This window comes from Leisingera sp. ANG-M7 (assembly GCF_000813965.1).
Classification (GTDB): Bacteria; Pseudomonadota; Alphaproteobacteria; order Rhodobacterales; family Rhodobacteraceae; genus Leisingera.
In genome coordinates this window covers 290,885-311,102 of record NZ_JWLI01000006.1, presented here as the reverse complement: position 1 = coordinate 311,102, position 20,218 = coordinate 290,885, and the positions used below count along the sequence as shown (strand labels likewise).

At 63.8% G+C, this 20,218-nt stretch carries 16 protein-coding genes; 7 read left to right on the top strand and 9 right to left on the bottom strand.

Annotation, left to right across the window (positions count from 1 at the left end; all coding sequences use genetic code 11):
- Positions 1-49: 49 nt before the first annotated feature.
- The 4 genes from RA26_RS08895 (at position 50) to RA26_RS08880 (ending at position 4,193) form a co-directional block, all read left to right on the top strand.
- Positions 50-1,096, top strand: a complete 1,047-nt coding sequence (locus RA26_RS08895; protein WP_039182795.1) for an enoyl-CoA hydratase/isomerase family protein — start codon at positions 50-52, stop codon at positions 1,094-1,096.
- Complete coding sequence (mmsB, locus tag RA26_RS08890; RefSeq protein WP_039182792.1) at positions 1,093-1,968, top strand: 3-hydroxyisobutyrate dehydrogenase; 876 nt, start codon at positions 1,093-1,095, stop codon at positions 1,966-1,968. The genes RA26_RS08895 and mmsB overlap by 4 nt, the downstream gene beginning before the upstream one ends.
- Positions 1,969-2,184: 216 nt before the next feature.
- Positions 2,185-3,756, top strand: coding sequence for a choice-of-anchor L domain-containing protein (locus RA26_RS08885; RefSeq protein ID WP_039182789.1), 1,572 nt, complete (start codon positions 2,185-2,187; stop codon positions 3,754-3,756).
- A 98-nt stretch (positions 3,757-3,854) separates the two neighbouring features.
- Entirely contained in the window at positions 3,855-4,193 is a 339-nt protein-coding gene (locus tag RA26_RS08880) for a hypothetical protein (protein WP_052272358.1), read from the top strand.
- 21 nt (positions 4,194-4,214) lie between these two features.
- Here the strand turns inward: RA26_RS08880 and RA26_RS08875 are convergent, their stop codons facing one another.
- The gene (locus RA26_RS08875; RefSeq protein ID WP_039182786.1) at positions 4,215-4,985 is read right to left on the bottom strand and encodes a helix-turn-helix domain-containing protein; all 771 of its coding nucleotides are present in this window, start codon (positions 4,983-4,985) and stop codon (positions 4,215-4,217) included.
- Between the two features lie 121 nt (positions 4,986-5,106).
- Here RA26_RS08875 and RA26_RS08870 point away from each other — a divergent pair, with 121 nt between their 5' ends.
- Entirely contained in the window at positions 5,107-5,541 is a 435-nt protein-coding gene (locus RA26_RS08870) for a hypothetical protein (protein WP_039182783.1), read from the top strand.
- 94 nt (positions 5,542-5,635) lie between these two features.
- Here the strand turns inward: RA26_RS08870 and uvrA are convergent, their stop codons facing one another.
- The 3 genes from uvrA to lpdA all read right to left on the bottom strand — a co-directional run bounded on the left by uvrA (position 5,636) and on the right by lpdA (position 11,489).
- Positions 5,636-8,494: an excinuclease ABC subunit UvrA gene (uvrA, locus tag RA26_RS08865; RefSeq protein ID WP_039182780.1), complete on the bottom strand. Its 2,859-nt coding sequence runs from the start codon at positions 8,492-8,494 to the stop codon at positions 5,636-5,638.
- A 259-nt stretch (positions 8,495-8,753) separates the two neighbouring features.
- Entirely contained in the window at positions 8,754-9,923 is a 1,170-nt protein-coding gene (locus RA26_RS08860) for an MFS transporter (RefSeq protein ID WP_039183419.1), read from the bottom strand.
- A 171-nt stretch (positions 9,924-10,094) separates the two neighbouring features.
- Positions 10,095-11,489 carry a dihydrolipoyl dehydrogenase gene (lpdA, locus tag RA26_RS08855; RefSeq protein ID WP_039182777.1) on the bottom strand — a complete coding sequence of 465 codons (1,395 nt, stop codon included), beginning with the start codon at positions 11,487-11,489 and terminating at the stop codon, positions 10,095-10,097.
- Between the two features lie 193 nt (positions 11,490-11,682).
- On the opposite strand from lpdA, the gene RA26_RS08850 reads away from it, so the two are divergent.
- A complete protein-coding gene (locus RA26_RS08850; protein WP_039183417.1) occupies positions 11,683-12,096 on the top strand; it encodes a hypothetical protein in 414 nt (137 codons plus the stop codon).
- Positions 12,097-12,103: 7 nt separating this feature from the next.
- Here the strand turns inward: RA26_RS08850 and RA26_RS08845 are convergent, their stop codons facing one another.
- From RA26_RS08845 to RA26_RS08825, 5 genes are all read right to left on the bottom strand, one after another.
- Positions 12,104-12,538, bottom strand: a complete 435-nt coding sequence (locus tag RA26_RS08845; protein ID WP_241482614.1) for a GFA family protein — start codon at positions 12,536-12,538, stop codon at positions 12,104-12,106.
- A gap of 160 nt (positions 12,539-12,698) precedes the next feature.
- Positions 12,699-13,277 carry a DUF924 family protein gene (locus RA26_RS08840; RefSeq protein WP_039182771.1) on the bottom strand — a complete coding sequence of 193 codons (579 nt, stop codon included), beginning with the start codon at positions 13,275-13,277 and terminating at the stop codon, positions 12,699-12,701.
- A gap of 138 nt (positions 13,278-13,415) precedes the next feature.
- The gene (locus RA26_RS08835) at positions 13,416-14,690 is read right to left on the bottom strand and encodes an MFS transporter (RefSeq protein ID WP_039183414.1); all 1,275 of its coding nucleotides are present in this window, start codon (positions 14,688-14,690) and stop codon (positions 13,416-13,418) included.
- 169 nt (positions 14,691-14,859) lie between these two features.
- Positions 14,860-15,945 carry a tRNA preQ1(34) S-adenosylmethionine ribosyltransferase-isomerase QueA gene (gene queA, locus RA26_RS08830; protein WP_039182767.1) on the bottom strand — a complete coding sequence of 362 codons (1,086 nt, stop codon included), beginning with the start codon at positions 15,943-15,945 and terminating at the stop codon, positions 14,860-14,862.
- A 61-nt stretch (positions 15,946-16,006) separates the two neighbouring features.
- Positions 16,007-19,474 carry a YhdP family protein gene (locus tag RA26_RS08825; RefSeq protein WP_039182764.1) on the bottom strand — a complete coding sequence of 1,156 codons (3,468 nt, stop codon included), beginning with the start codon at positions 19,472-19,474 and terminating at the stop codon, positions 16,007-16,009.
- Positions 19,475-19,524: 50 nt separating this feature from the next.
- Between RA26_RS08825 and RA26_RS08820 the strand changes: the two genes are divergently transcribed.
- Complete coding sequence (locus RA26_RS08820; protein WP_039182760.1) at positions 19,525-19,986, top strand: peroxiredoxin; 462 nt, start codon at positions 19,525-19,527, stop codon at positions 19,984-19,986.
- The last annotated feature ends 232 nt before the right edge of the window (positions 19,987-20,218 follow it).

Genomic DNA, 20,218 nt, shown 5'->3' with positions numbered 1-20,218 from the left:
CCGCCCTGCCCCAGACTGTACGGCAAGACATACTGATGGAGCACGCCAGATGAGTGACATCCACATCCGCAATTCCGGCCAGGCCGGCCGCATCACCTTCACCCGCCCCAAGGCGCTGAACGCGATGAGCTATGAGATGTGCATGGCTATCGACGCCGCCATGCGCGACTGGGCAAGGGATGACACCGTCAAACTGGTGGTGATCGACGCCGAGGGCGACAAGGCATTTTGCGCAGGCGGTGATATTGCCGAGCTCTATGACACCGGCACCAAGGGCGACTATTCCTATGGCCGTACTTTCTGGCGCGATGAATACCGGCTGAACGCACTGATTTTTGAGTATAAGAAGCCAGTGATCAGCTTCATGCAAGGATTCACCATGGGCGGCGGCGTCGGCATCGGCTGCCACGGCACCCACCGGGTCGTCGGCGAAAGCAGCCAGATCGCCATGCCGGAGGTCGGCATCGGCCTGGTGCCGGACGTGGGCGGTTCCCTGATGCTGTCGCTGGCGCCGGATCACCTGGGGGAATACCTTGGCATGACTGCCGCTAGGATGGGCGCGGATGATGCCATCCTCGCAGGCTTTGCCGACTACTTCATCCCGCAGGACCAATGGCCGGCTCTGATCTCCGCGCTGGAGGAAACCGGCAGCGCCAGGCTGGTCGAGGATGCCGCCAAGCCCGCGGCTGAGGGAAAGCTGCGCACGGTTCGCGAGCACACGACCAGACACTTCGGCAAGGACAGCCTAGAGGACATTCTTGCCAGTCTTGAGGCCGGAGATAGCGAATTTGCCGCTGCCGCACTGAAATCTCTCAAACGAAACTCGCCGCTGTCGATGGCCTGCACGCTGGAAATGCTGCGCCGGCTGCGTGCCGACGGCCCTGCCATCCGCCGGGCGCTGGACCTGGAATACCGCTACACATTCCGCGCTATGGAACACAGCGATTTTCTGGAGGGCATCCGGGCCCAGATCATCGACAAGGACCGCAACCCGCAGTGGCAATATGCGGGCGAGGCCGTCCCGCCGCAGGCGGTCGAGAACATGCTGGCGCCGCTGGGCGCCGACGCGCTGACATTTGAGGAGGACGTGCAATGAAGATCGGATTTATCGGGCTGGGCAACATGGGCGGGCCGATGGCCGCTAACCTCGCCAAGGCCGGCCACGAGGTCACCGGCTTCGACATGGCCGATGTCAGCATCGAAGGCGTCACCATGGCTGCTTCCGGCCCTGATGCCGCAGCTGGTGCTGATGCCGTCATCACCATGCTGCCGAACGGTGCTATCCTGCGCGCGGTCGCAGCGGAAGTTATCCCGGCCATGGCCAAGGGCGCCGCTCTGATCGACTGCTCCACCGTCGACGTGGATTCTGCCCGCGCGGTGGCTGAGCAGACGGAGGCCGCAGGCCTCCTGTCCGTCGACGCGCCGGTCTCCGGCGGTATCGGCGGCGCGGCCGGCGGCACGCTCACCTTCATGGCCGGCGGCTCGGCAGAGGCGTTTGCGGCCGCTGAGCCTCTGTTTGATATCATGGGCCAGAAGGCCGTGCATTGCGGCGAGGCCGGTGCCGGCCAGGCGGCCAAGATCTGCAACAACATGATCCTGGGCGTCACCATGATCGCCACCTGCGAAGCCTTTGCCCTGGCTGACAAGCTGGGCCTCGACCGGCAGAAGATGTTCGACGTGGTTTCCACTTCCTCAGGCTACAGCTGGACCATGAACGCCTATTGCCCCGCCCCCGGCGTCGGCCCGCAATCGCCCGCTGACAACAACTACCAGCCGGGTTTTGCAGCGGAGCTGATGCTCAAGGACCTGGGCCTCAGCCAGCAGGCCGCCGAAAGCGCCGATGCCGACACCCCGATGGGCGAGCTGGCCATGGCGCTCTACAAAAAATTCGTCGAGGACGAAGACGGCAAAGGCATGGACTTCTCTGCCATGCTGCCACGGTTCGAAAAGCGCAGCCGGGAGGGCTGAGACGCCCAGCCGCGGCACGCGGCCACCTCCCAAACCGGCAGCGCGCAAGGCCGGTCCCTGACGGGGCCGGCCTCTATCTTTTCCGGCATTCCAAAAATTCCTCTAAAATTCGAGTAAACTTCAGGATTTCGACCAAGGCCCGCCACTATTCCGCCGCAATTCAGCAGCATTCCGGAAAACAACCCGTTAACCAGCTCCCGGATTGAGGCGCCCGCTATGGCCACTGCGACCGAACTGAACATCGACTCCTCCGCGACCGCCACCCAGATGGCGGAGGAGATTTTCGGCGACGGCGTGACTGTGACCAGCGCCAGCTACAGCGGCGACACTCTTTCCTCCGGTATCTACACCGGCGCGGACATTACCACACCTGGCGTGGCCCCCGCGGATTCAGGCGTCATCCTGTCAACCGGCTATGTACGGGACTTCACCAACAGCGACGGCTCAACCAACACCAACCAGAACACCAACACCTCCACCAATACCAGCGGTGTAAACGGCGATGCAGATTTCGACGCGCTGGCGGGTGCCAGCACATTTGACGCATCCTTCCTGGAGGTCGATTTTGTACCGGACGGCGACACGCTGACCATCGACTTCGTGCTCTCGTCCGAAGAATACCCTGAGTTTGCCAGCTCCCAATACAACGACGTCATTGGCGTTTGGGTGAACGGTGTTGAGGCGCAGGTCTCCATCGGTGACGGCACCGCCTCGATCGGCAACATCAATGACGGCACCGAGAACGTCTATGTCGACAACACCGGCGACCAGTACAACACCGAAATGGACGGGTTCACCATCACCCTGACGTTCATTGCTCCCGTGAACGCAGGTGAAATCAACACGCTGAAGATCGGCGTCGCTGATACCTCCGACAGCAGCTATGACACCAATCTGCTGATCGCCGGCGGTTCAGTCCAGACCGCCGTGGTGGCCCAGGATGATGAGGCGGAATTCGCCATCAACAAGACCCGGGTGCTGGACGTTCTGGAGAATGACACCACCGCCGCCGGCACGCTGACCGTGACCCATATCAATGGTCAGCCGGTCACCGCCGGGGACACCGTTACCCTGCCGACCGGGCAGCAAATCACCCTGAATGCTGACGGCACTTTCACCGTAGTGACAGACGGCGATTTAGAAACAGTCTACTTCAACTATACTGCGGACAACGGCCAGGGGAACTCTGACACCGGGCTGGTAGAGATTACCCAGACCGTGCCCTGCTTCCTGCGCGGCACGCTGATCCGGACCCCGGATGGCGAGATCCCGGTCGAGGACCTGCGCCCGGGCATGGAAGTTCTGACCTACGACAACGGCCCGCAGGTTCTGAAGTGGATCGGCAGCCGCAGCACCGCATGCACAGCCGAAACGGCTCCGGTCCGTTTTGTCAAGGGCAGCTGCGGCAATAACCGCGACCTCTATGTGTCCCCGCAGCACCGGATGGTCGTGTCCGGCCCGCTGGCAGAGCTTCTGTTCGGCGAGGAGGAAGTCCTGGTCAAAGCCAAGGACCTGGTCAACGACAAGACCGTGCGACCGGCACTTGAGATGCAGAGGGCAGAGTATTTCCACCTCCTGTTCGGCAGCCACCAGATCGTCTGGGCGAATGGCGCCCTCAGCGAAAGCTACCAGCCCGGCCCTGAAACCGCGGCCGGCTTCGATGCCGGCACACAGGCGGAAATCCGCGAATTGTTCCCTGAACTTTGCGCTGAAACCGGCCGTGGCTACGGAAATGCCGCCCGGCTCTCGCTGCGCAGCTTTGAAGCGCGGGTTCTTGCCGCCGCCTGAGCTGCAACCGGCAACCCGCCGCCTCCCGTTTTCAGCCCCTCTTGGCTTTGCCGCCGGACCCTTTATGTGAAGGACAGCGCAAAGAGGACCCGCTGTAAATGTTACGCCGCCTTGTTCCAATATCTGTTCTTGCCGCTGCCAGCGCGCTGGCGATTCCGCTGGCTGCCGGCAATGGCAGCCCGGACAAGGACGCATTGGAATGCCCGCAGGGGCTGGCGATGAAAGCCTCGCACTGCACACCCGGGCCGGCTGCCAAAAAGTTCTACCGCCGCGGCGACCACATCCTGGATGACTACACCTGGATCGGTGAGCCGGGCCATTGGGCGCCGGACCCCTACGCTACTTATGTGCAGGCCGGCGGTTATGTTTATCAGGTGAACCGGGAAACCCAGAAGGTTCTGCGCTTGATCGGTTCTGCAGACAGCCTCGCCCAGTAAGTGCTGTGCTGGGCGGCCCGGTCAGGCCCCGGCCATCGCTGCTATCATTTGACGTGTTGCCTCATCGGCAGGAAACAGCATCTCGACCCTCAGCTCCGACATCGCTAGGTCACCGGTGCCGCCGAACTGGGTGATGGTTGAGAAAAAGGCCAAAACCTGCCCGCCCATCCGGTAACGCGCGGGGATCACTGCGGGCAGCACGCCCTCCTGCGGCGCATCATGGGCGGCAGCATTTGCCTGCAGCCGCGCCACCGCGCGCTCCAGAACCGGATCAGCACCGAAATGCGCCAGTTCCGTGCGCAACCGCGCAAGGCTGTGACGCTCCACTTCCTCCAGATTGTCCAGCGCCGAACGCAAGACCGCATTGTCCAGCAGTGCCTCGATCAGGCTGCTGCCCTTGGCTATACCGGCATTGCCCAGCATCATTTCCATTGGGCGGTTCAGATCCAGCAGGGTCCAGTGACGGTCGATCATCATCGCTGGAAAAGGCGCATGCGCATCGAGCATCTGTTCCGCCGCCTGCCTGAGCGGCGCCAGTTCCGCATCCTCCAGCGGGCGGCTCGCATAGACCGGCGCCAGACCGGCAGCGGTCAGCAGCTGGTTCTGTGCTCCGCCCGGCAGCTGCAACTCCTGGCTCAGACGCAGCACCATGCCCCGGCTGTGGCGCGACCGCCCGCTCTCGAGGAACGACAGATGCCGGGCTGAGACCCCGGCCTCCAGCGCCAGCTGCATCTGGCTCATCCGCCGCAGCCCGCGCCATTTCTTTAAAACCGCGCCAAAGCTCTCCGCCATTTGATGCCTCCGTTTTCCGCAGCATAGGGGGCTGCAGCGGGGAATACACTTACCCCCCAGGTAATTGTTTTGCCTCCGCTCTCCGCTGCATCTTGGCGGAGACATTTCACAGGAGCTTCCCATGTCTCACACTGCCGCGATCCGCATGCTCAAGACTGTCTCAATCCTCGGCACCGCTTTCGGCCTTGCCATGGTGCTGGCCCTCGTCACACCACTCGGCGCAGTACTCAGCCTGTTCATCGATCTCGCCTTCCTACCGGTGGACGGTGCCCAAGCGCTCAGTCCAGGCGCAGCCTCCCTGATGACAGCCATCAGCGGCGGGTTGATGTGCGGCTTCTGTGTTCTGATCTACCTGGTGACTGAGCGCATCTACAGCACCGACCCGGCCCTTGGCCGCCGCCTGCTGCTCCCGGCGCTGCTGGCCTGGTACATCCCCGACAGCCTCGGCTCCCTCGCCTCCGGCGCCTGGTTCAACGTGGCGATGAACACGGCCTTCCTGGGGCTGTTCCTGGTGCCGCTCGTCCTGGCCCGCCCCGCGGCGCCGCAACCCGCCTAAAGAAAAGGGGGGCGCAAACGCCCCTCTGTTCATCTGGCCAAAAATATCCCGGGGTGAATTGGCCAAAGGCCAAGAGGGGCAGCGCCCCTCTTATTCACTCTGCCGCCACCTTCCGCGCCGCCAGAATGTCCTTCAGATAGCGCCCGGTGTGGCTGCGCGGCTCCTCGGCCACCGCTTCCGGGGTGCCGGCCGCAACAATCTCACCGCCGCCATCCCCGCCTTCAGGGCCGATGTCGATGATCCAGTCGGCGGTCTTGACCACATCCAGATTGTGCTCGATCACCACCACCGAATTACCCTGCTCCACCAACTCGTGCAGCACTTCCAGCAGCTTCTTTACATCCTCGAAATGCAGGCCAGTGGTCGGCTCATCAAGGATATACAGCGTCCGCCCGGTAGAGCGTTTCGACAGCTCCTTCGACAGTTTCACCCGCTGCGCCTCGCCGCCTGACAGCGTGGTCGCCTGCTGGCCCACCTTGATATAACCAAGGCCTACCCGCATCAGCGCGTCCATCTTGTCGCGGATCGCAGGCACCGCCTGGAAGAAAGTCTGTGCATCTTCCACAGTCATATCCAGCACGTCGGCAATGCTCTTGCCCTTGAACTTGATCTCCAGCGTCTCGCGGTTGTAGCGCGCGCCCTTGCAGGTCTCGCAGGTCACATAGACGTCGGGCAGGAAATGCATCTCGATCTTGATGACGCCGTCGCCTTGGCAGGCCTCGCAGCGGCCGCCCTTGACGTTGAAGGAGAACCGCCCGGGCTTGTAGCCGCGCGTCTTCGCCTCCGGCAGGCCGGCAAACCAGTCGCGGATCGGAGTGAAGGCGCCGGTATAGGTCGCCGGGTTCGACCGCGGTGTGCGCCCGATCGGACGCTGGTCAATGTCGATCACCTTGTCCAGATGCTCCAGCCCCTTGATGCTCTCGCAAGGTGCAGGCGTCTGCCGCGCGCCATTGAGGCGCATGGAGGCGGTCTTGAACAGCGTCTCGATGGTCAGCGTCGACTTGCCGCCGCCCGACACGCCGGTCACACAGACGAACTTGCCCAGCGGGAACTCGGCCGTCACCTCTTTCAGGTTGTTGCCGGTGGCCTTCACCACCTTGATCTTCTTCTTGTTGCCCTTGCGCCGCTTGGCCGGCACCGCGATCTCCCGCGTGCCTGCCAAATACTGGCCGGTGATCGAATTGGTGTCAGACGCAATGGCCTGCGGCGTGCCGTGGCTCACCACCTCGCCGCCATGCACCCCGGCGCCTGGGCCGATGTCAAAGACGTAATCCGCCTGGCGGATCATGTCCTCGTCATGCTCCACCACGATCACCGTGTTGCCCTGGTCGCGCAGGTTCTTCAGCGTGCCGATCAGCCGGTCATTGTCGCGCTGGTGCAAGCCGATGGAGGGCTCGTCCAGCACATACAAGACCCCGGTCAGGCCGGAACCGATCTGGCTCGCCAGCCGGATCCGCTGGCTCTCGCCGCCGGACAGCGTGCCGGAATTGCGGCTCAGCGTCAGATATTCCAACCCCACATTGTTCAGGAACCCCAGCCGCTCGCGGATTTCCTTGACGATGGCGCGGGCGATCTCCTGTTTCTGCTGTGTCAGGTGGTTCGGCACATCCTCGATCCAGGCCAGCGCCTCGCGGATCGACAGCTGCACCACCTGCCCCACATGCACGCCGGCGATTTTCACCGCCAGCGCTTCCTCGCGCAGACGGTAGCCCTCGCAGTGATGGCAATGGCGGTTGTTCTGGTAGCGCTCAAACTCTTCGCGGATCCAGTTGGAATCGGTCTCGCGGTAGCGCCGCTCCATGTTCGGGATGACGCCCTCAAAGGTGCGCTCCACCTGGTAAACCCGGCCGCCCTCGTCATAGCGGAACAGGATCTCCTCCTCGCCGGACCCGTACAGAAACACCTTCTGCACCTTCTCGGGCAGATCCTTCCAGACGGTGTTCTTGTCGAACTCGTAATGCCGCGCGATGGCTTCAATGGTCTGCAGGAAATAGGGAGACTTGCCTTTGCGCCACGGCGCCAGCGCGCCGTCATAAACCTTCAGGCTCTGATCCGGCACCACCAGCCGCTCATCGAAAAACAGCTCAACCCCCAACCCGTCGCATTCCGGGCAGGCCCCGAACGGCGCGTTGAAGGAGAACAGCCGCGGTTCGATCTCCGGGATGGTGAAGCCGCTGACCGGGCACGCAAAGTTTTCGCTGAAGGTGATCCGCTCCGGATCCCCCTCCCGCGGAGCCGTTTCCAGAATGGCAATACCATCGGCCAGGTCCAGCGCGGTGCGAAGTGAGTCCGCCAGCCGCGTCTCCATCCCCTCGCGCACCACCAGCCGGTCGACAACCACGTCGATGTCATGGCGGAACTTCTTGTCCAGTGTGGGCGGCTCGTCCAGTTCATAGAACTCCCCGTCCACCTTAACCCGCTGGAAGCCCTGCTTGCGCAGCTCCAGGAATTCCTTCTTGTACTCGCCCTTGCGGTCGCGGACGATCGGCGCCAGCAGATAACCGCGGGTACCCTCCTCCATCTCCATGATCCGGTCGACCATGTCCTGCACCTGCTGCGCCTCGATCGGCTTGCCGGTGGCCGGGCTATAGGGCGTGCCCGCGCGGGCAAACAGCAGACGCATGTAGTCATAGATTTCCGTCACCGTGCCAACGGTGGAACGCGGGTTTTTGGAGGTCGTCTTTTGCTCAATCGAGATCGCAGGGGACAGACCGCTGATATGGTCCACATCCGGCTTTTCCATCATGTCGAGGAATTGGCGGGCATAGGCTGACAGGCTTTCCACGTACCGGCGCTGCCCCTCGGCATAGATGGTGTCGAACGCCAGCGAGGACTTGCCCGAGCCCGAAAGGCCAGTGATCACCACCAGCTCATCGCGCGGAATATCCACGTCGATGCTTTTCAGATTATGCTCGCGCGCGCCGCGCACTTCGATGGATTTCAGCTCAGCCATAATGCCCCCGTACCCGCGCCGCCGAACCCTTGGCGGACGCCCGCCCTACAGATAGGGAATGCTGTGGAAAACGCCAAGCCTAAAAAGAGAACATTGCGCGAACAGGTTGAAACTTGCTGACAGCAGCTGGCAGCAGCCGGAAAAGCTCCGTTCTTAGGTTCGGAATTCGGCACGAATTCCGTTGCGCCGCGCGCTTTGCGCGGCGCTTGGCCCAACGGGAACGGGCCCCTTGGGGCCAGTGACGGGCGGGAGCCGCCGCTCAGGCCCAGGCGCGCCGCCGTACGGCCAGCAGCTGGTGTACCAGAATGCCTGCCAGGAACAGGGCGCAGACCACCAGCATCATGCCGCCATAGCCTGCCAGGCCCAGCGAGCCCAGCAACAGAGGCGTGCCGATCACATTGCCTGCGTTGCCCGCCTGCGACATGGCGCCATTGGCCTCAGACTGATCCGCCGCGGTGGTGTTCAGCTGCGGCACGCAGGCAAAGCTGCCGCTCTGCACCAGGCCAAAGGCCGCCGCCAGCGCAAAACACGCCAGCCAATCTCCCGGCATGGCCCAGAGCCACAGCCCCCCCGCCGCACATAATCCAAAACCCAGCTGAATGAGCTGCACCGCCGGCATCACCCGCAACAAAGCCACCCCCAACAGCATCGACGACGCGATGGAGATCAGCGGAAACGCCCCCATCACAAAGGCCCGCTGCTCCGCTGGCAGATGCGGCGGAAGCACCGTCAGGAGCGCCACAAAACAAGTGGTGTAAAACAGCCAGCCCGCGGCCGGCGCCAGCTTGAACGGTGACCGGTAGATCTTCAGATGAAGGGCCGCCAGGTTGGCCAGCTGCGGCATCGGCTGGCGCGGCGGCACCGGCAGGCCCCGCATCGCCCACTGCAGCAGAACAGCCAGCACCGCCATCAGTGCGGCATGCGCGGCAAACAGCGACAGCAGGCCATGCGCGGCCACCAGCGGCAGCCCCAGCCAATTCAAGAGCGCAAAGGCAACGCCGAAAAACGTGCTCCACACCGTCAGCGCCGTGCCCCGCTGGCGGTCGCTTGCCAAGAGCGCCATCAGCGTCGGCCCCGCCACCACGATGCCCAGGTGCGACAACCCTTCGGCCGCGCGTGTCACCAGGAACAGCCCGTAGGGCAGATGCAGCACCTGCAGCGCCGACATCATGGCGCCTGTCCACAAGGCCCAGACCAGCGTGCGCCGGTAGCCGAAGGAAGAAACAAACAACCCGGCCACCGCACCCATCAGAATGCCCAGCACGCCCGTCATCGACACGCTGAGGCTCAGGCCGGCTCCGGCTTCCGGATACAGCGCGCCCAGCTGATCAAAGACAACCGACACCTTGCCGTATTGCGCGGCAGCGCCAAGGCCGGCCGCCCAGACCGCAAGGATCGCGCCCCAGCGGGTTTTCCCGGATGCCATCATGACTGCCGCCCCTTTGATCTTGTTCTGCCACTGGTTACCCCGTGCCGGCACCAGTGGCCAGAGGGCGCCCAGTATCTGACGCAACGCCCCGCGCGCCCGGGACATGCGGCACCACGAAAAAAGGCGGCCCTCAGCAGGCCGCCTTTTCAAATGCACACCACCGCGGGCAGCTTACATATGGATCACGCGTCCATAGGCATCCAGCACCGATTCATGCATCATCTCGCTGAGCGTCGGGTGCGGGAAGACGGTGTTCATCAGGTCTTCCTCGGTGGTCTCCAGCTGGCGGCCCACCACATAGCCCTGGATCATCTCGGTCACCTCGGCGCCGACCATGTGGGCACCCAGCAGCTCGCCGGTCTTGGCGTCAAAGATAGTCTTGACCACGCCCTCGGCCTCACCCAGCGCGATGGCCTTGCCGTTGCCGATGAAGGGGAAGCGGCCGACCTTGATGTCGTAACCCAGTTCCTTGGCTTTCGCTTCGGTATAGCCGACGGAGGCCACCTGCGGCTGGCAGTAGGTGCAGCCGGCAATGCTTTCCGGCTTCACCGGGTGCGCGTGCTTGCCCGCGATCAGCTCGGCCACCATCACACCTTCGTGGGACGCCTTGTGCGCCAGCCAGGGCGCGCCGGCGATGTCGCCGATGGCATAGAGGCCATCGACGCCGGTGCGGCAGAATTCATCAGTGATCACATGGGTCCGGTCGACCTTGACGCCGAGCTCTTCCAGCCCCAGGCCCTCGACATTGCCGACGATGCCCACGGCGGAGATCACGGTGTCGAACTCCTGTTTCTCTACCTTGCCGCCCACTTCGATATGGGCCGTCACTTTGCCCTTGCCGCGGTCCAGCTGCTTGACCATGGCTTTCTCCATGATCTTCATGCCCTGTTTGACAAAGGCCTTCTTGGCAAAGGCAGAGATTTCCGCATCTTCGACCGGCAGCACCCGGTCCATGACTTCGACAACCGTCGTGTCAGCGCCCAGGGTGTTGTAGAAGCTGGCAAATTCGATGCCGATGGCGCCAGAGCCGATCACCAGCAGCTTCTTCGGCATCCGCACCGGCTGCAGCGCGTGTTTGTAGGTCCAGACCAGATCGCCGTCCGCTTCCAGCCCCGGCAGCTCGCGGGCGCGGGCGCCGGTGGCCAGAACGATGTTCTTGGCGGTCAGATCCTGGGTGCCCTTGTCGGTCTTGACCGAAACCTTGCCTTTGGCCGGAATCGACGCTTCGCCCATCACCACGTCGATCTTGTTCTTCTTCATCAGGTGGCCGATGCCGGAGCTGAGTTGTTTCGCCACCCCGCGCGAGCGTTTCACCACCGCATCGAGGTCATAGCCGATGTTCTCCGCCTTCAGGCCGAAATCCTTGGCGCGCTCCATCAGGTGGAACACTTCCGAGGAGCGCAGCAGCGCCTTGGTCGGAATACAGCCCCAGTTCAGGCAGATGCCGCCCAGATGCTCACGCTCGACCACGCAGGTCTTCAGGCCCAGCTGCGCCGCACGGATGGCGGCGACATAGCCCCCCGGCCCGGCGCCGATTACGATCACGTCATAAGATTGTGCGGCCATGTTGCTCCCTCGCCCTCGAACAGGTTCCAAAACTAGTTTACCGTTAAACTAGTTTTCGCTGCACTGCAATCATCCTCTGCTGCGGCATAGCGGCCATGCATTTTCCGGCAGGTTTCCGCTTGGCAGAACAGGCAGCTCCGGGCCAGCATAGGCCGGAAGCTTTCTGCAATCCACAACCCTGGACCGCATGCATATGACAAAAAACCTTTTCGATCTTGCCAAGGCGCTCTTGAACGCCACCCTGATCCTGCTGGCACTGTGCGTGTTCCTGGCATGGAAACTGATGGCCGCAGCCGAAGGCGTCACCGCCAATGCGGCCGCAATTGCGGATCAGGTGTCCCCGCTGCGCACGGCCGTCTCGGGGCTGCAAGAGGAGGCAGCCGCTCTGCGCAGCATGGTGCAGGACGGCACCGCCACTGCTGCAAGCCTCACCCGGCTGGAGGCGCGCCTGGCACAGGTGCAAGCCAGCCTTGCAGACATGCGTGCCCTGCCCCGGCAGGCCGCGGCAGAGGCAGCCCGTGCAGGCGCTGCTGAACTGGCCGGCCGGATCATCCAGGCCGCGCCTTTGCTGAAGGATGGCAGCGCGTGCAGTTCAGGCGAAAGCTGACCCCGGCTCAGCCTCTTTCGGCGTAGGCCGCCAGCAGCCCGCCGAACTCCTCCATCGTGGGGAAATGCTCAAAGCTGTGTTCTGCGGTGACCTGCACAAACGGATGCTTGGCCGCTGTCCAGGTCTCAATGAACGGGCGGAACCAGCTGCTGTCCTCGAACATCGTCGGACGCACGTTCACAAACCCCTCCACGCCGGTGATGCGGGTGAACATCCAGGTCTGGCACCCAGGACAGCAATAGTGGGCCAGTTCGGCACCCTTGGCACCGCCAACGACAGGATCGCCCTGGACAACCCGGAACGCCTCAGCCGGGTACAGCGCGGTCAGGGAAAACGCGCTGGCGCTCATCTTTTGGCAGCCGCGGCAGTGGCAGGCGGCTGTCAGCGCCGGCGGTTTGGACACTTCTATTCCGGTGGCACCGCAGCGGCAGCTGCCGGTCATGGGAAAGGAGGATACAGTCATGCTCTCTCTTTCAAAGAAATTTATGAAATACGGGAGCACCTTCCTGCCGCAGTGCCGCACCGCAGGCAAGGGACCGCCAAAGAAAAACGCCGCGCCCGTCCTCAGGGCGCGGCGTTGAAATCTTCCAGTTGAACCGGTGTCAGCCGGCCGCTTGCATCTGCCGCACGGTCTCGCCATAGCCGCCGGCCTGCACATAGGCCAGTTCCGGGCTAGTGCTGGCCCGGTGCAGGGCCTCGTTGCGGTAGGGGAAGCGGCCGAACTGGCGAATCACTTCGCGGTGGGCACGGGCATGCAGCAGGTTGCTGGTGCCGGTCTGAGGCATCCGCTCCATCATCAGCCGGATGCAGCGTTCCTGATCGCACAGGTTTTCGGAATGCATCATCGGCAGATAGAAAAACTGCCGCGCCGGCTCGTCGATTTTCAGGTCCCAGTTCTTGTTGATCGCGATCTTTGCCGCCGACAGGGCCGCCCGGTCCGAGGCAAAGGCCCGGCCCTCGCCGCGGAACATGTTGCGCGGGAACTGGTCCATCAGGATGATGTAGGCCAGAGTGCCGCTCGGGTAGGTTAGCCAGAAGGAGAACCGGCCTTCGCAGGCCGCCTCCCAGGTGCTTTGGAACGTGTCGCGGATCTCCTGATCCAGCGCGTCATCCTGCAGATACCATCCCTTCTCCCCGACTTTGTCGAGCCAGAATGCAAGTATCTCTTCGGGACCAGCCATCGGTCGTAACTCCAAGTTTTTCCTGACCCTAACTTCAGGCCATTTTACATTACCTTTACAAGTAACCTTGGGTCACAAATTGCGTCAGACAACCCCATTGTGTGAAATAATCCTCACAATTCCGGTCGGTTAGCGCAATCAGACTGTTTCTTGGGCAGTTTCCTGCTCCTCCAGTTCGCTTTCGATGGCGTATTCCTGGGCAAACTCCACAGCCACCGGCGTTGCCGTCGGCGACATCGCGGCAAAGCTGCCGGTTTCATCGACAGGAACCGCCGCACGCTGCGTCGCGCGGTAGGCGGCATAGGCGGCCATCGCAAACATCAGCGCGCCGATGAAGGTGAAGAACCCCGCGGGCCCGAACACGGCATCCTCCATCAGCCAGCCGGTGATCAGCGGCCCGGCGATGGCGCCCAGCCCGTTGATGAAGATCAGTCCGCCGGAAGCCGCCGCCATGTCGTCATGCTCCAGATAGTCGTTGGTATAGGCGATCAGCAGCGAATAGAGCGGGTTCGACAGCCCGCCGATGAAGAAAGCCGCCACCAGCAGCATCTTGAACTCCATCCCGAACAGGAAGCCCAGCACCGCGCCGATGCCGCCAGCCAGGGCGGCCGCCAGGATCAGGAAACGGCGGTCCATGCGGTCCGACAGCCAGCCCAGCGGGTACTGCAGCAGCATCGCCCCCACATAGAAGGTGGAGACAAAGACCGACAGCTGCCACAGTGTCAGCCCGGCGGCAGAGCCGTAAACCGCGCTCATCCCGAACTGGGCCGAGAACACGCCGCCCAGCAGGAACATGCCAACACAGCCCAGCGGCGAGGTTTCAAACAGCTGGCGCAGGGTCATCGGCTTGGTGGTGTCAAAGGCCGGCGTCGGCGAGATCGACAAGAGGATCGGCCCGAAGGAGACAGAAACCAGGATCGACGCGATGATGAACGCCTCATACCCGGCCGGGTCGCCGATCTGGATCATCATCTGCGCGGCAATGATGCCGATGGTCTGCACGATCATGTAGAGCGACAGCGCCTTGCCGCGGTTGGTGTTGTCAGCCGCATTGTTCAGCCAGCTTTCCGCCGTCACATACACGCCGGAGAAGCAGAAGCCGATGATCATCCGCCCCAGCGCCCAGGCAATGGTGTTGGGCAGCAGCGGATAGAGGATCATTACCGCCGAGATGAAAGAGGCCAGCGCCGCAAAGACACGCACATGGCCGACGCGGCGGATCATCTCCGGCGCCAGCCGCGAACCGCCCAGGAAGCCCACAAAATAGGCCGCCATCACGATCGACATCTGGAAGGTCGAAAAACCCTCGAGTTCGCCGCGCACACCCAGCATGGTGCCCTGCAGGCCGTTGCCCACCATCAGCAAGCAAACCCCCAGCAGCAGCGCCCATGCGCTCGACAGCACCTGCAGCATTTTCATGCCTCCTTCGAAAGCAAAGCAGCCCTCCACAATGGGACGGGCTGCTATCAGTTTTGATTGTTATGTCCGGGCGATCAAGCCCGCCGGGCCGGTATCGCCGATTCCGATTTCAGTTTAATGAACCCTTTGCGCGCCTTCAGGGTTCCATAGTTGCGGCGCTTGTCTACGATTCCGTGCCGCATTTCTGAGATGTATTCGCCTTTGCCGGGATCAAAAGCGACGCATCGCCATAAGAGAAGAACCGGTAGCGGCTTTCGACCGCGTGATCATAGATCTTGCGGATCTCTCCCTGCCCCATCAGCGCCGAGACCAGCATCAGCAGCGTCGATTTCGGCAGGTGGAAGTTGGTCATCAGCGCATCCGCCACCTGGAACGCAAACCCCGGATAGATAAAGATGTCGGTGTCACCTTCCCAAGCATGGATCCGGCCGTCCTTGGCGGCGCTTTCGATCAGCCGCAGCGCCGTGGTGCCGACCGGAATCACCCGCCCGCCTGCAGCCTTGGTTGCGGCGATCTCTGCTGCGGCCTCTTCGCTCACCTTGCCCCATTCCGCGTGCATCCGGTGGGTGGTCACATCCTCCACCTTGACCGGCAGAAAGGTGCCCGCGCCCACATGCAGGGTGACATAGGAAATCTCAACTCCGCGCGCCTTCAGCGCCTCCAGCAGCGGCGCGTCGAAATGAAGGGAGGCCGTCGGCGCCGCCACCGCGCCGGAATTTTTGGCCCAGACGGTCTGATAGTCGGTCTTGTCCTGCTCATCCGCGGCACGCTTGGCGGCGATATAGGGCGGCAGCGGCATCGCGCCAGCCTCTGCCAATGCAGCATCAAAATCGGTGCCGCTCAGATTGAAGCGCAGCTGCCCCTGGCCGTCGTCGATGGCTTCAAGCCTGGCGCTCAGGTTTTGAGAGAAGACAATCTCCTCACCCGCTTTGATCTTCTTCAGGGGCTTCAGCAGCGCGGCCCAGCTGCCATCGGCGCGGGGTTCCAGCAGGGTCGCCTCGATCCTGGCCGCCACGGGGCCTTGCGCGCTGTCGCGGTGCCGCAGCCCGCTCAGGCGGGCCGGGATCACCTTGGTATCATTCAGCACCAGCCGGTCGCCGGGCTGCAGCCAGCGGGTCAGATCGGTCACTTGCCCATCGTGCAGGGCACCGCCCTCGGCCACCAGCAAGCGGGCCGAGCTGCGCGGGTTGGCAGGCCGGGTGGCAATCAGGTCGTCGGGCAGGTCGAAGTCGAAATCGCTGAGTTTCATGGCGCGCGCTATAGGCTGTGCAGCGGGAGAAATCTATGGCGATTTTCGCCCTCTGCAAGGTTTACTTGTCAGATCCCCGCGGTTCGCGGACCTGTTCCTGGCCTTCCTCCAGCTCCTCACCGTCGGCTGAGAACGCCCTGGTGTCACCAGGCACCTCCGGCGCCGGACCGCGGAAGATCTCGCGCAGGAAACCCGGTGCCAGCCCTGCAAGCGGGTTCACCGTGACCGATGGGTCATCAGCGGTTCCGCGCAGGGTGAAGGTGAACCCGAACAGACCTTCGCCGTCCCGCGGCGACAACACCCGCCCGATGGCATTCAGAAGGTAAACAGGCGAGATCACCCCGCGCATGTTCAGCCGGCTGCTGTTCAGGTCGAAATTGCCGTCCAGCGACAGCCCCATGGACGGGCCGACCGCGCTGCTCTGATGCAGGATCAGATGCGAAGCCCCCAGCCGGAACCGGCCCTCCATGCTGGTGAACAGGATGCCTTGGCCGGTCATCTCGTCCAGAAGGCCTACCAGGCTGATCGCGTTCAGGATCGCCGCCATCGAAGGCGCGTTCTTCACACGGATGTTGCGGACCGCGACCCTGCCGTCATATTCGCCCGGCGCCCCCGCGGCCGGCACCAGCGTCATGTCAAAGCTGCCGCCGCGGCCATGCCCGAACACCCCGGCAGAGCGGAACACCCCGCCCGCATCATTGGAGCGGATGCGCGAGGCAGTGCCGCCGTTCTGCGGCACCACCGTACCGGCCACCGGCGTCTGACCGTTCAAACGTGCGGTGAACTCCCCGTTCATGCCGCCGCGGGTGGAAAACCTGCCCTGGAAGTTCTGCAGCCCGATGCTGTCAGTCACTTGCAGGTTCTGCAGCCGCAGTGTCACCGGTACATCACCGCCTCGGCCGCCGCTGCCGCCACCGTTTGACGTATCCGAAAACGGCGACCGGTTCAGGTCCAGCCGACCGCCGGTCACCTCAATCGCTGGTGCTGCGGCGCCCCGGCCGGTGAAGGTCACCGCGCCCTGAAACCAGTTTCCCGCCCGCGCCGAGGTGAGCACTGCCTGGTTCAGCCCACCGCTCTTGTGCGTCGTGACCTGGCCAGTGGCTGACAGGCCCGGCGCCTCCAGTTCCAGCCTGTCCACTGCGGCGCTCTCACCGAGGGTCGCGGTCAAAGACAGTTTGCCGGTTGCGCTTTCTCCCTTGCGCCAGCTGATTTCCGGGATCCGGAGCCCCGCACCCCGCAGATCCGACTCCAGTGTCAGCTGTGGCGGCACCCCCGGCTTCAGGTCCACTGCATAGCGCCCCTGCGCCTTGCCGGTAACCGACCCGCGCGGCAAGCCGATCCGGAACGCCTCGACTGCTGCCGGCGACAGTTCGATCGTCCCTTCGACCCGGCTGTCCGGCGCGGCACCCTTGCCAATCTTCTGCCGCCAACTGGCGCTCAGCGGCACGCCAGACAGGCTGCCATCGCCGCTGATCCTCACCTGCCCCTGATCACCCTCAACCCGCAGCAGCGGTGCCTTCGCAACATGGCCCGGCACCAGCTTGGCGGACTGAACACCCTGCACCGTGCCGCTGTAATGATACAGGATCTGCTCCACCGGAATCTTCTTCTGCAGCGGCAGCGCCAGCGTGCCCTCGGCCTCCACCTGCCCTTCCGCCAGGTCCACCGGCAGATTGGCCTTGTCCATCACCCGCAGGGGCTCCCGGTTCAGCAGCGACAGCGCCGCCGTGGCAGATCCGCGCGCCTTGATCCGGGCAATCCCAGGCGTTCCGTCCTTGGCGGTAACATCCGGGATAATAAAGGACGTGCCGGCAACCTCCACTTCGCCGCCTTGGTCCGCTGTGATCGTGCCGCCGGAGGCCGTGACCACAAACCGCTGGCCGTACAGGCTCAGCTGACCGGATCCGCCCCTCACCGGCGGCATGAATTTCTGAAACACCACCTCGGCGCCCTCAAACGCCAGATCCAGGCTGACAAACGGTTTGCCGCTGCCGCGGCCGCGCATGTGGAAACCCACATCGCGCACCAGCCCGGCGTGCAGGTTCTCACCCACCCACTCCCGCGGTTTGGGCGCCAGCACCGAGGGCCACAATTCCTTGACCCGCTTCACCTGCACCTGGTCGACGCTGCCGTTCAGGTCATAGTCCCAGCCCTCAGGGCCAGCGCCGACGGTGCCGTCAAAGTGAATGCGGCTGCCGCCGTCATGCACCAGCATCTCTCCCAGCCGCAGCCGGAAGGGCTTGAGCCGCAGATCGAAATCCGCATCCACCGCAGGAAACTCCACCGGGGTTTCAAACAGGCGGCGCGGGTTCAGCTTCAGATCGGAGAACCGCAGCTGCCCGACCAGCCCGGCCAGCTGGCCGTTCTGCACCCCGGCCAGGCTTGCCTGGCCCTGCATCACCCCGGAGCCCCAGCCGCTTTCAATGCTCAGTTCCGAGAACGCCAGAAGCTGGGCCGCCGGATCATAGGTGAAATAGCTGCGCGCGCCGGTGATCGGCACCGGACGGGTCTGCGCCGCAGGCTGGATCACCCCTTCGCCGATCCGCAGGCTGGCCTGAACCGGCTGCACCACGCCATCCGCCGCCACGCCGCCGCGCAACGACCCGGAGATCGGCGCCCGCAGAACCCCCAGCCAGCCAAGCGCCGGGCTCTGCACCGCGATATCCTCACTGGCGATCTCGGAGACCAGCACCCCGAACTCCGCCTCGGGGCTGCCGATTTCGGAGGTATAGCTGGCTTCCACCGTGCCAACCTCGCCGCGTCCGCTCAGGACCGAGAAGGCCGCCGACAAGGAGACCGAGCCGCCCTCCCGCTGCAATCCGATCCTGCCGCCGTCCAGAGTCCAGCCGCGGCCCAGACGGTCGTCAGTATAGGACAGCGTCAATTCGCTGGTCTCAACCTCGGTCAGCGCAGCCAGCACCGGCTTCTGCAACTGGCTGTCCCATTGCTCGATCAGTTCCACCAGGCTGGCAGCGCGCCGCGACGGTGCCGCACCGCTAGCAAAGCTCAGCGCCAGGCTGCCGTCCTCGTTGCGCCTGAGCGCCGCAAACAGCCCGCTCAGGGCGATCCGCTTGGGCTGGATCCGGCCCTGCAGCAGGGGCCGCATCGCCAGGCTTGCCTGGGCATCGGCCAGCTGGGCAAAGACGCTGCCGTCCGGGTGCCGCAGCACCACATCCCGCAGGCTCACCCGCGGCCGCCAGCCCTTGTTCACCACGACATTGATGGCGCCGAATTCGACCTGCAGCCCGTTCAGGTGCCGCTCAATCCGCGCCTCCACCCGGTTGCGCACCCAATCCGGCGCATCCAGCCGGGTGCCGACCCCGAAATAGACTGCGCCAGCGCCCAGAAAACTCAGCAGCGCCAGCACCCAGACCAGCCCGCGCAGCAGCCGCCAGCGGCGCCGCCGCCGCGGCACAGCCCGAACAGCCGCATCCGTTTCCGGAGCGGGACCGGTCACCGGCACCGCCTCGGCGGCGGCGCGGTTATTCTCGCCGGCGGGTTTGATCTCAGCTTTCCCTTCGCTGCTCATGGGTTATGGTCGCCGCACAGTGATTTGCGCAAAAGACAGGAGACAGGCCAATGCTCGACGTTTCAGATCCCGCCCCTTCCTTTACCCTGCCCCGCGGCGGCGGCGGAGAGGTCACTTTGTCCAGCCTCAAGGGCGCGCCCGTGGTGCTGTTCTTCTATCCCCGCGATAATACCCCCGGCTGCACCAAAGAATCCATCGCCTTTTCAGAGGCTTTGCAGGCATTCGCCGATGCCGGCGCTCACGTTTTCGGGATTTCCAAGGACAGCCTCAAGAAGCATGAGAATTTCACCGCAAAACACGGGCTGACAACGCCGCTTCTGTCGGATGCCGAGGGCACCGTTTGCGAGGATTACGGCGTCTGGAAAGAGAAAAGCATGTACGGCAAGAAGCACTGGGGCATCGAGCGCTCCACCTTCCTGATCGGTGCGGACGGCAAAATTGCCCGCGTCTGGCGCAAGGTAAAGGTCGACGGTCACGCGGAAGAAGTGCTGGAAGCCGTTCGCGCCCTTTAGGCGGGGCGCTCCCGCCAGCCCTGCCCGTGCCCTGACGGGCACGGGCCGCGGCTGTTGGGCCCGGCGCCGCCCCGGCGGGGCGGCGCGCAGTGCGCGGGACGCGCACTGCCATGCCCAAGCCGGCCAGGGCGATCAGCCTGCTGATCTCCCGCAGGCGCGGGAGTGCTCCGGTTTCCGGACTGGACTCTGCCGCTCAAATCAGGTGAACCCGCCTCTTGAGTGATCCAGCCGC

Bases quoted from the DNA above. Each gene is read 5' to 3' on its own strand.
- RA26_RS08895 (WP_039182795.1), top strand. From the start codon at position 50: ATGAGTGACATCCACATCCGCAATTCCGGCCAGGCCGGCCGCATCACC.
- mmsB (WP_039182792.1), top strand. From the start codon at position 1,093: ATGAAGATCGGATTTATCGGGCTGGGCAACATGGGCGGGCCGATGGCC.
- RA26_RS08885 (WP_039182789.1), top strand. From the start codon at position 2,185: ATGGCCACTGCGACCGAACTGAACATCGACTCCTCCGCGACCGCCACC.
- RA26_RS08880 (WP_052272358.1), top strand. From the start codon at position 3,855: ATGTTACGCCGCCTTGTTCCAATATCTGTTCTTGCCGCTGCCAGCGCG.
- RA26_RS08875 (WP_039182786.1), bottom strand. From the start codon at position 4,985: ATGGCGGAGAGCTTTGGCGCGGTTTTAAAGAAATGGCGCGGGCTGCGG.
- RA26_RS08870 (WP_039182783.1), top strand. From the start codon at position 5,107: ATGTCTCACACTGCCGCGATCCGCATGCTCAAGACTGTCTCAATCCTC.
- uvrA (WP_039182780.1), bottom strand. From the start codon at position 8,494: ATGGCTGAGCTGAAATCCATCGAAGTGCGCGGCGCGCGCGAGCATAAT.
- RA26_RS08860 (WP_039183419.1), bottom strand. From the start codon at position 9,923: ATGATGGCATCCGGGAAAACCCGCTGGGGCGCGATCCTTGCGGTCTGG.
- lpdA (WP_039182777.1), bottom strand. From the start codon at position 11,489: ATGGCCGCACAATCTTATGACGTGATCGTAATCGGCGCCGGGCCGGGG.
- RA26_RS08850 (WP_039183417.1), top strand. From the start codon at position 11,683: ATGACAAAAAACCTTTTCGATCTTGCCAAGGCGCTCTTGAACGCCACC.
- RA26_RS08845 (WP_241482614.1), bottom strand. From the start codon at position 12,538: ATGACCGGCAGCTGCCGCTGCGGTGCCACCGGAATAGAAGTGTCCAAA.
- RA26_RS08840 (WP_039182771.1), bottom strand. From the start codon at position 13,277: ATGGCTGGTCCCGAAGAGATACTTGCATTCTGGCTCGACAAAGTCGGG.
- RA26_RS08835 (WP_039183414.1), bottom strand. From the start codon at position 14,690: ATGCTGCAGGTGCTGTCGAGCGCATGGGCGCTGCTGCTGGGGGTTTGC.
- queA (WP_039182767.1), bottom strand. From the start codon at position 15,945: ATGAAACTCAGCGATTTCGACTTCGACCTGCCCGACGACCTGATTGCC.
- RA26_RS08825 (WP_039182764.1), bottom strand. From the start codon at position 19,474: ATGAGCAGCGAAGGGAAAGCTGAGATCAAACCCGCCGGCGAGAATAAC.
- RA26_RS08820 (WP_039182760.1), top strand. From the start codon at position 19,525: ATGCTCGACGTTTCAGATCCCGCCCCTTCCTTTACCCTGCCCCGCGGC.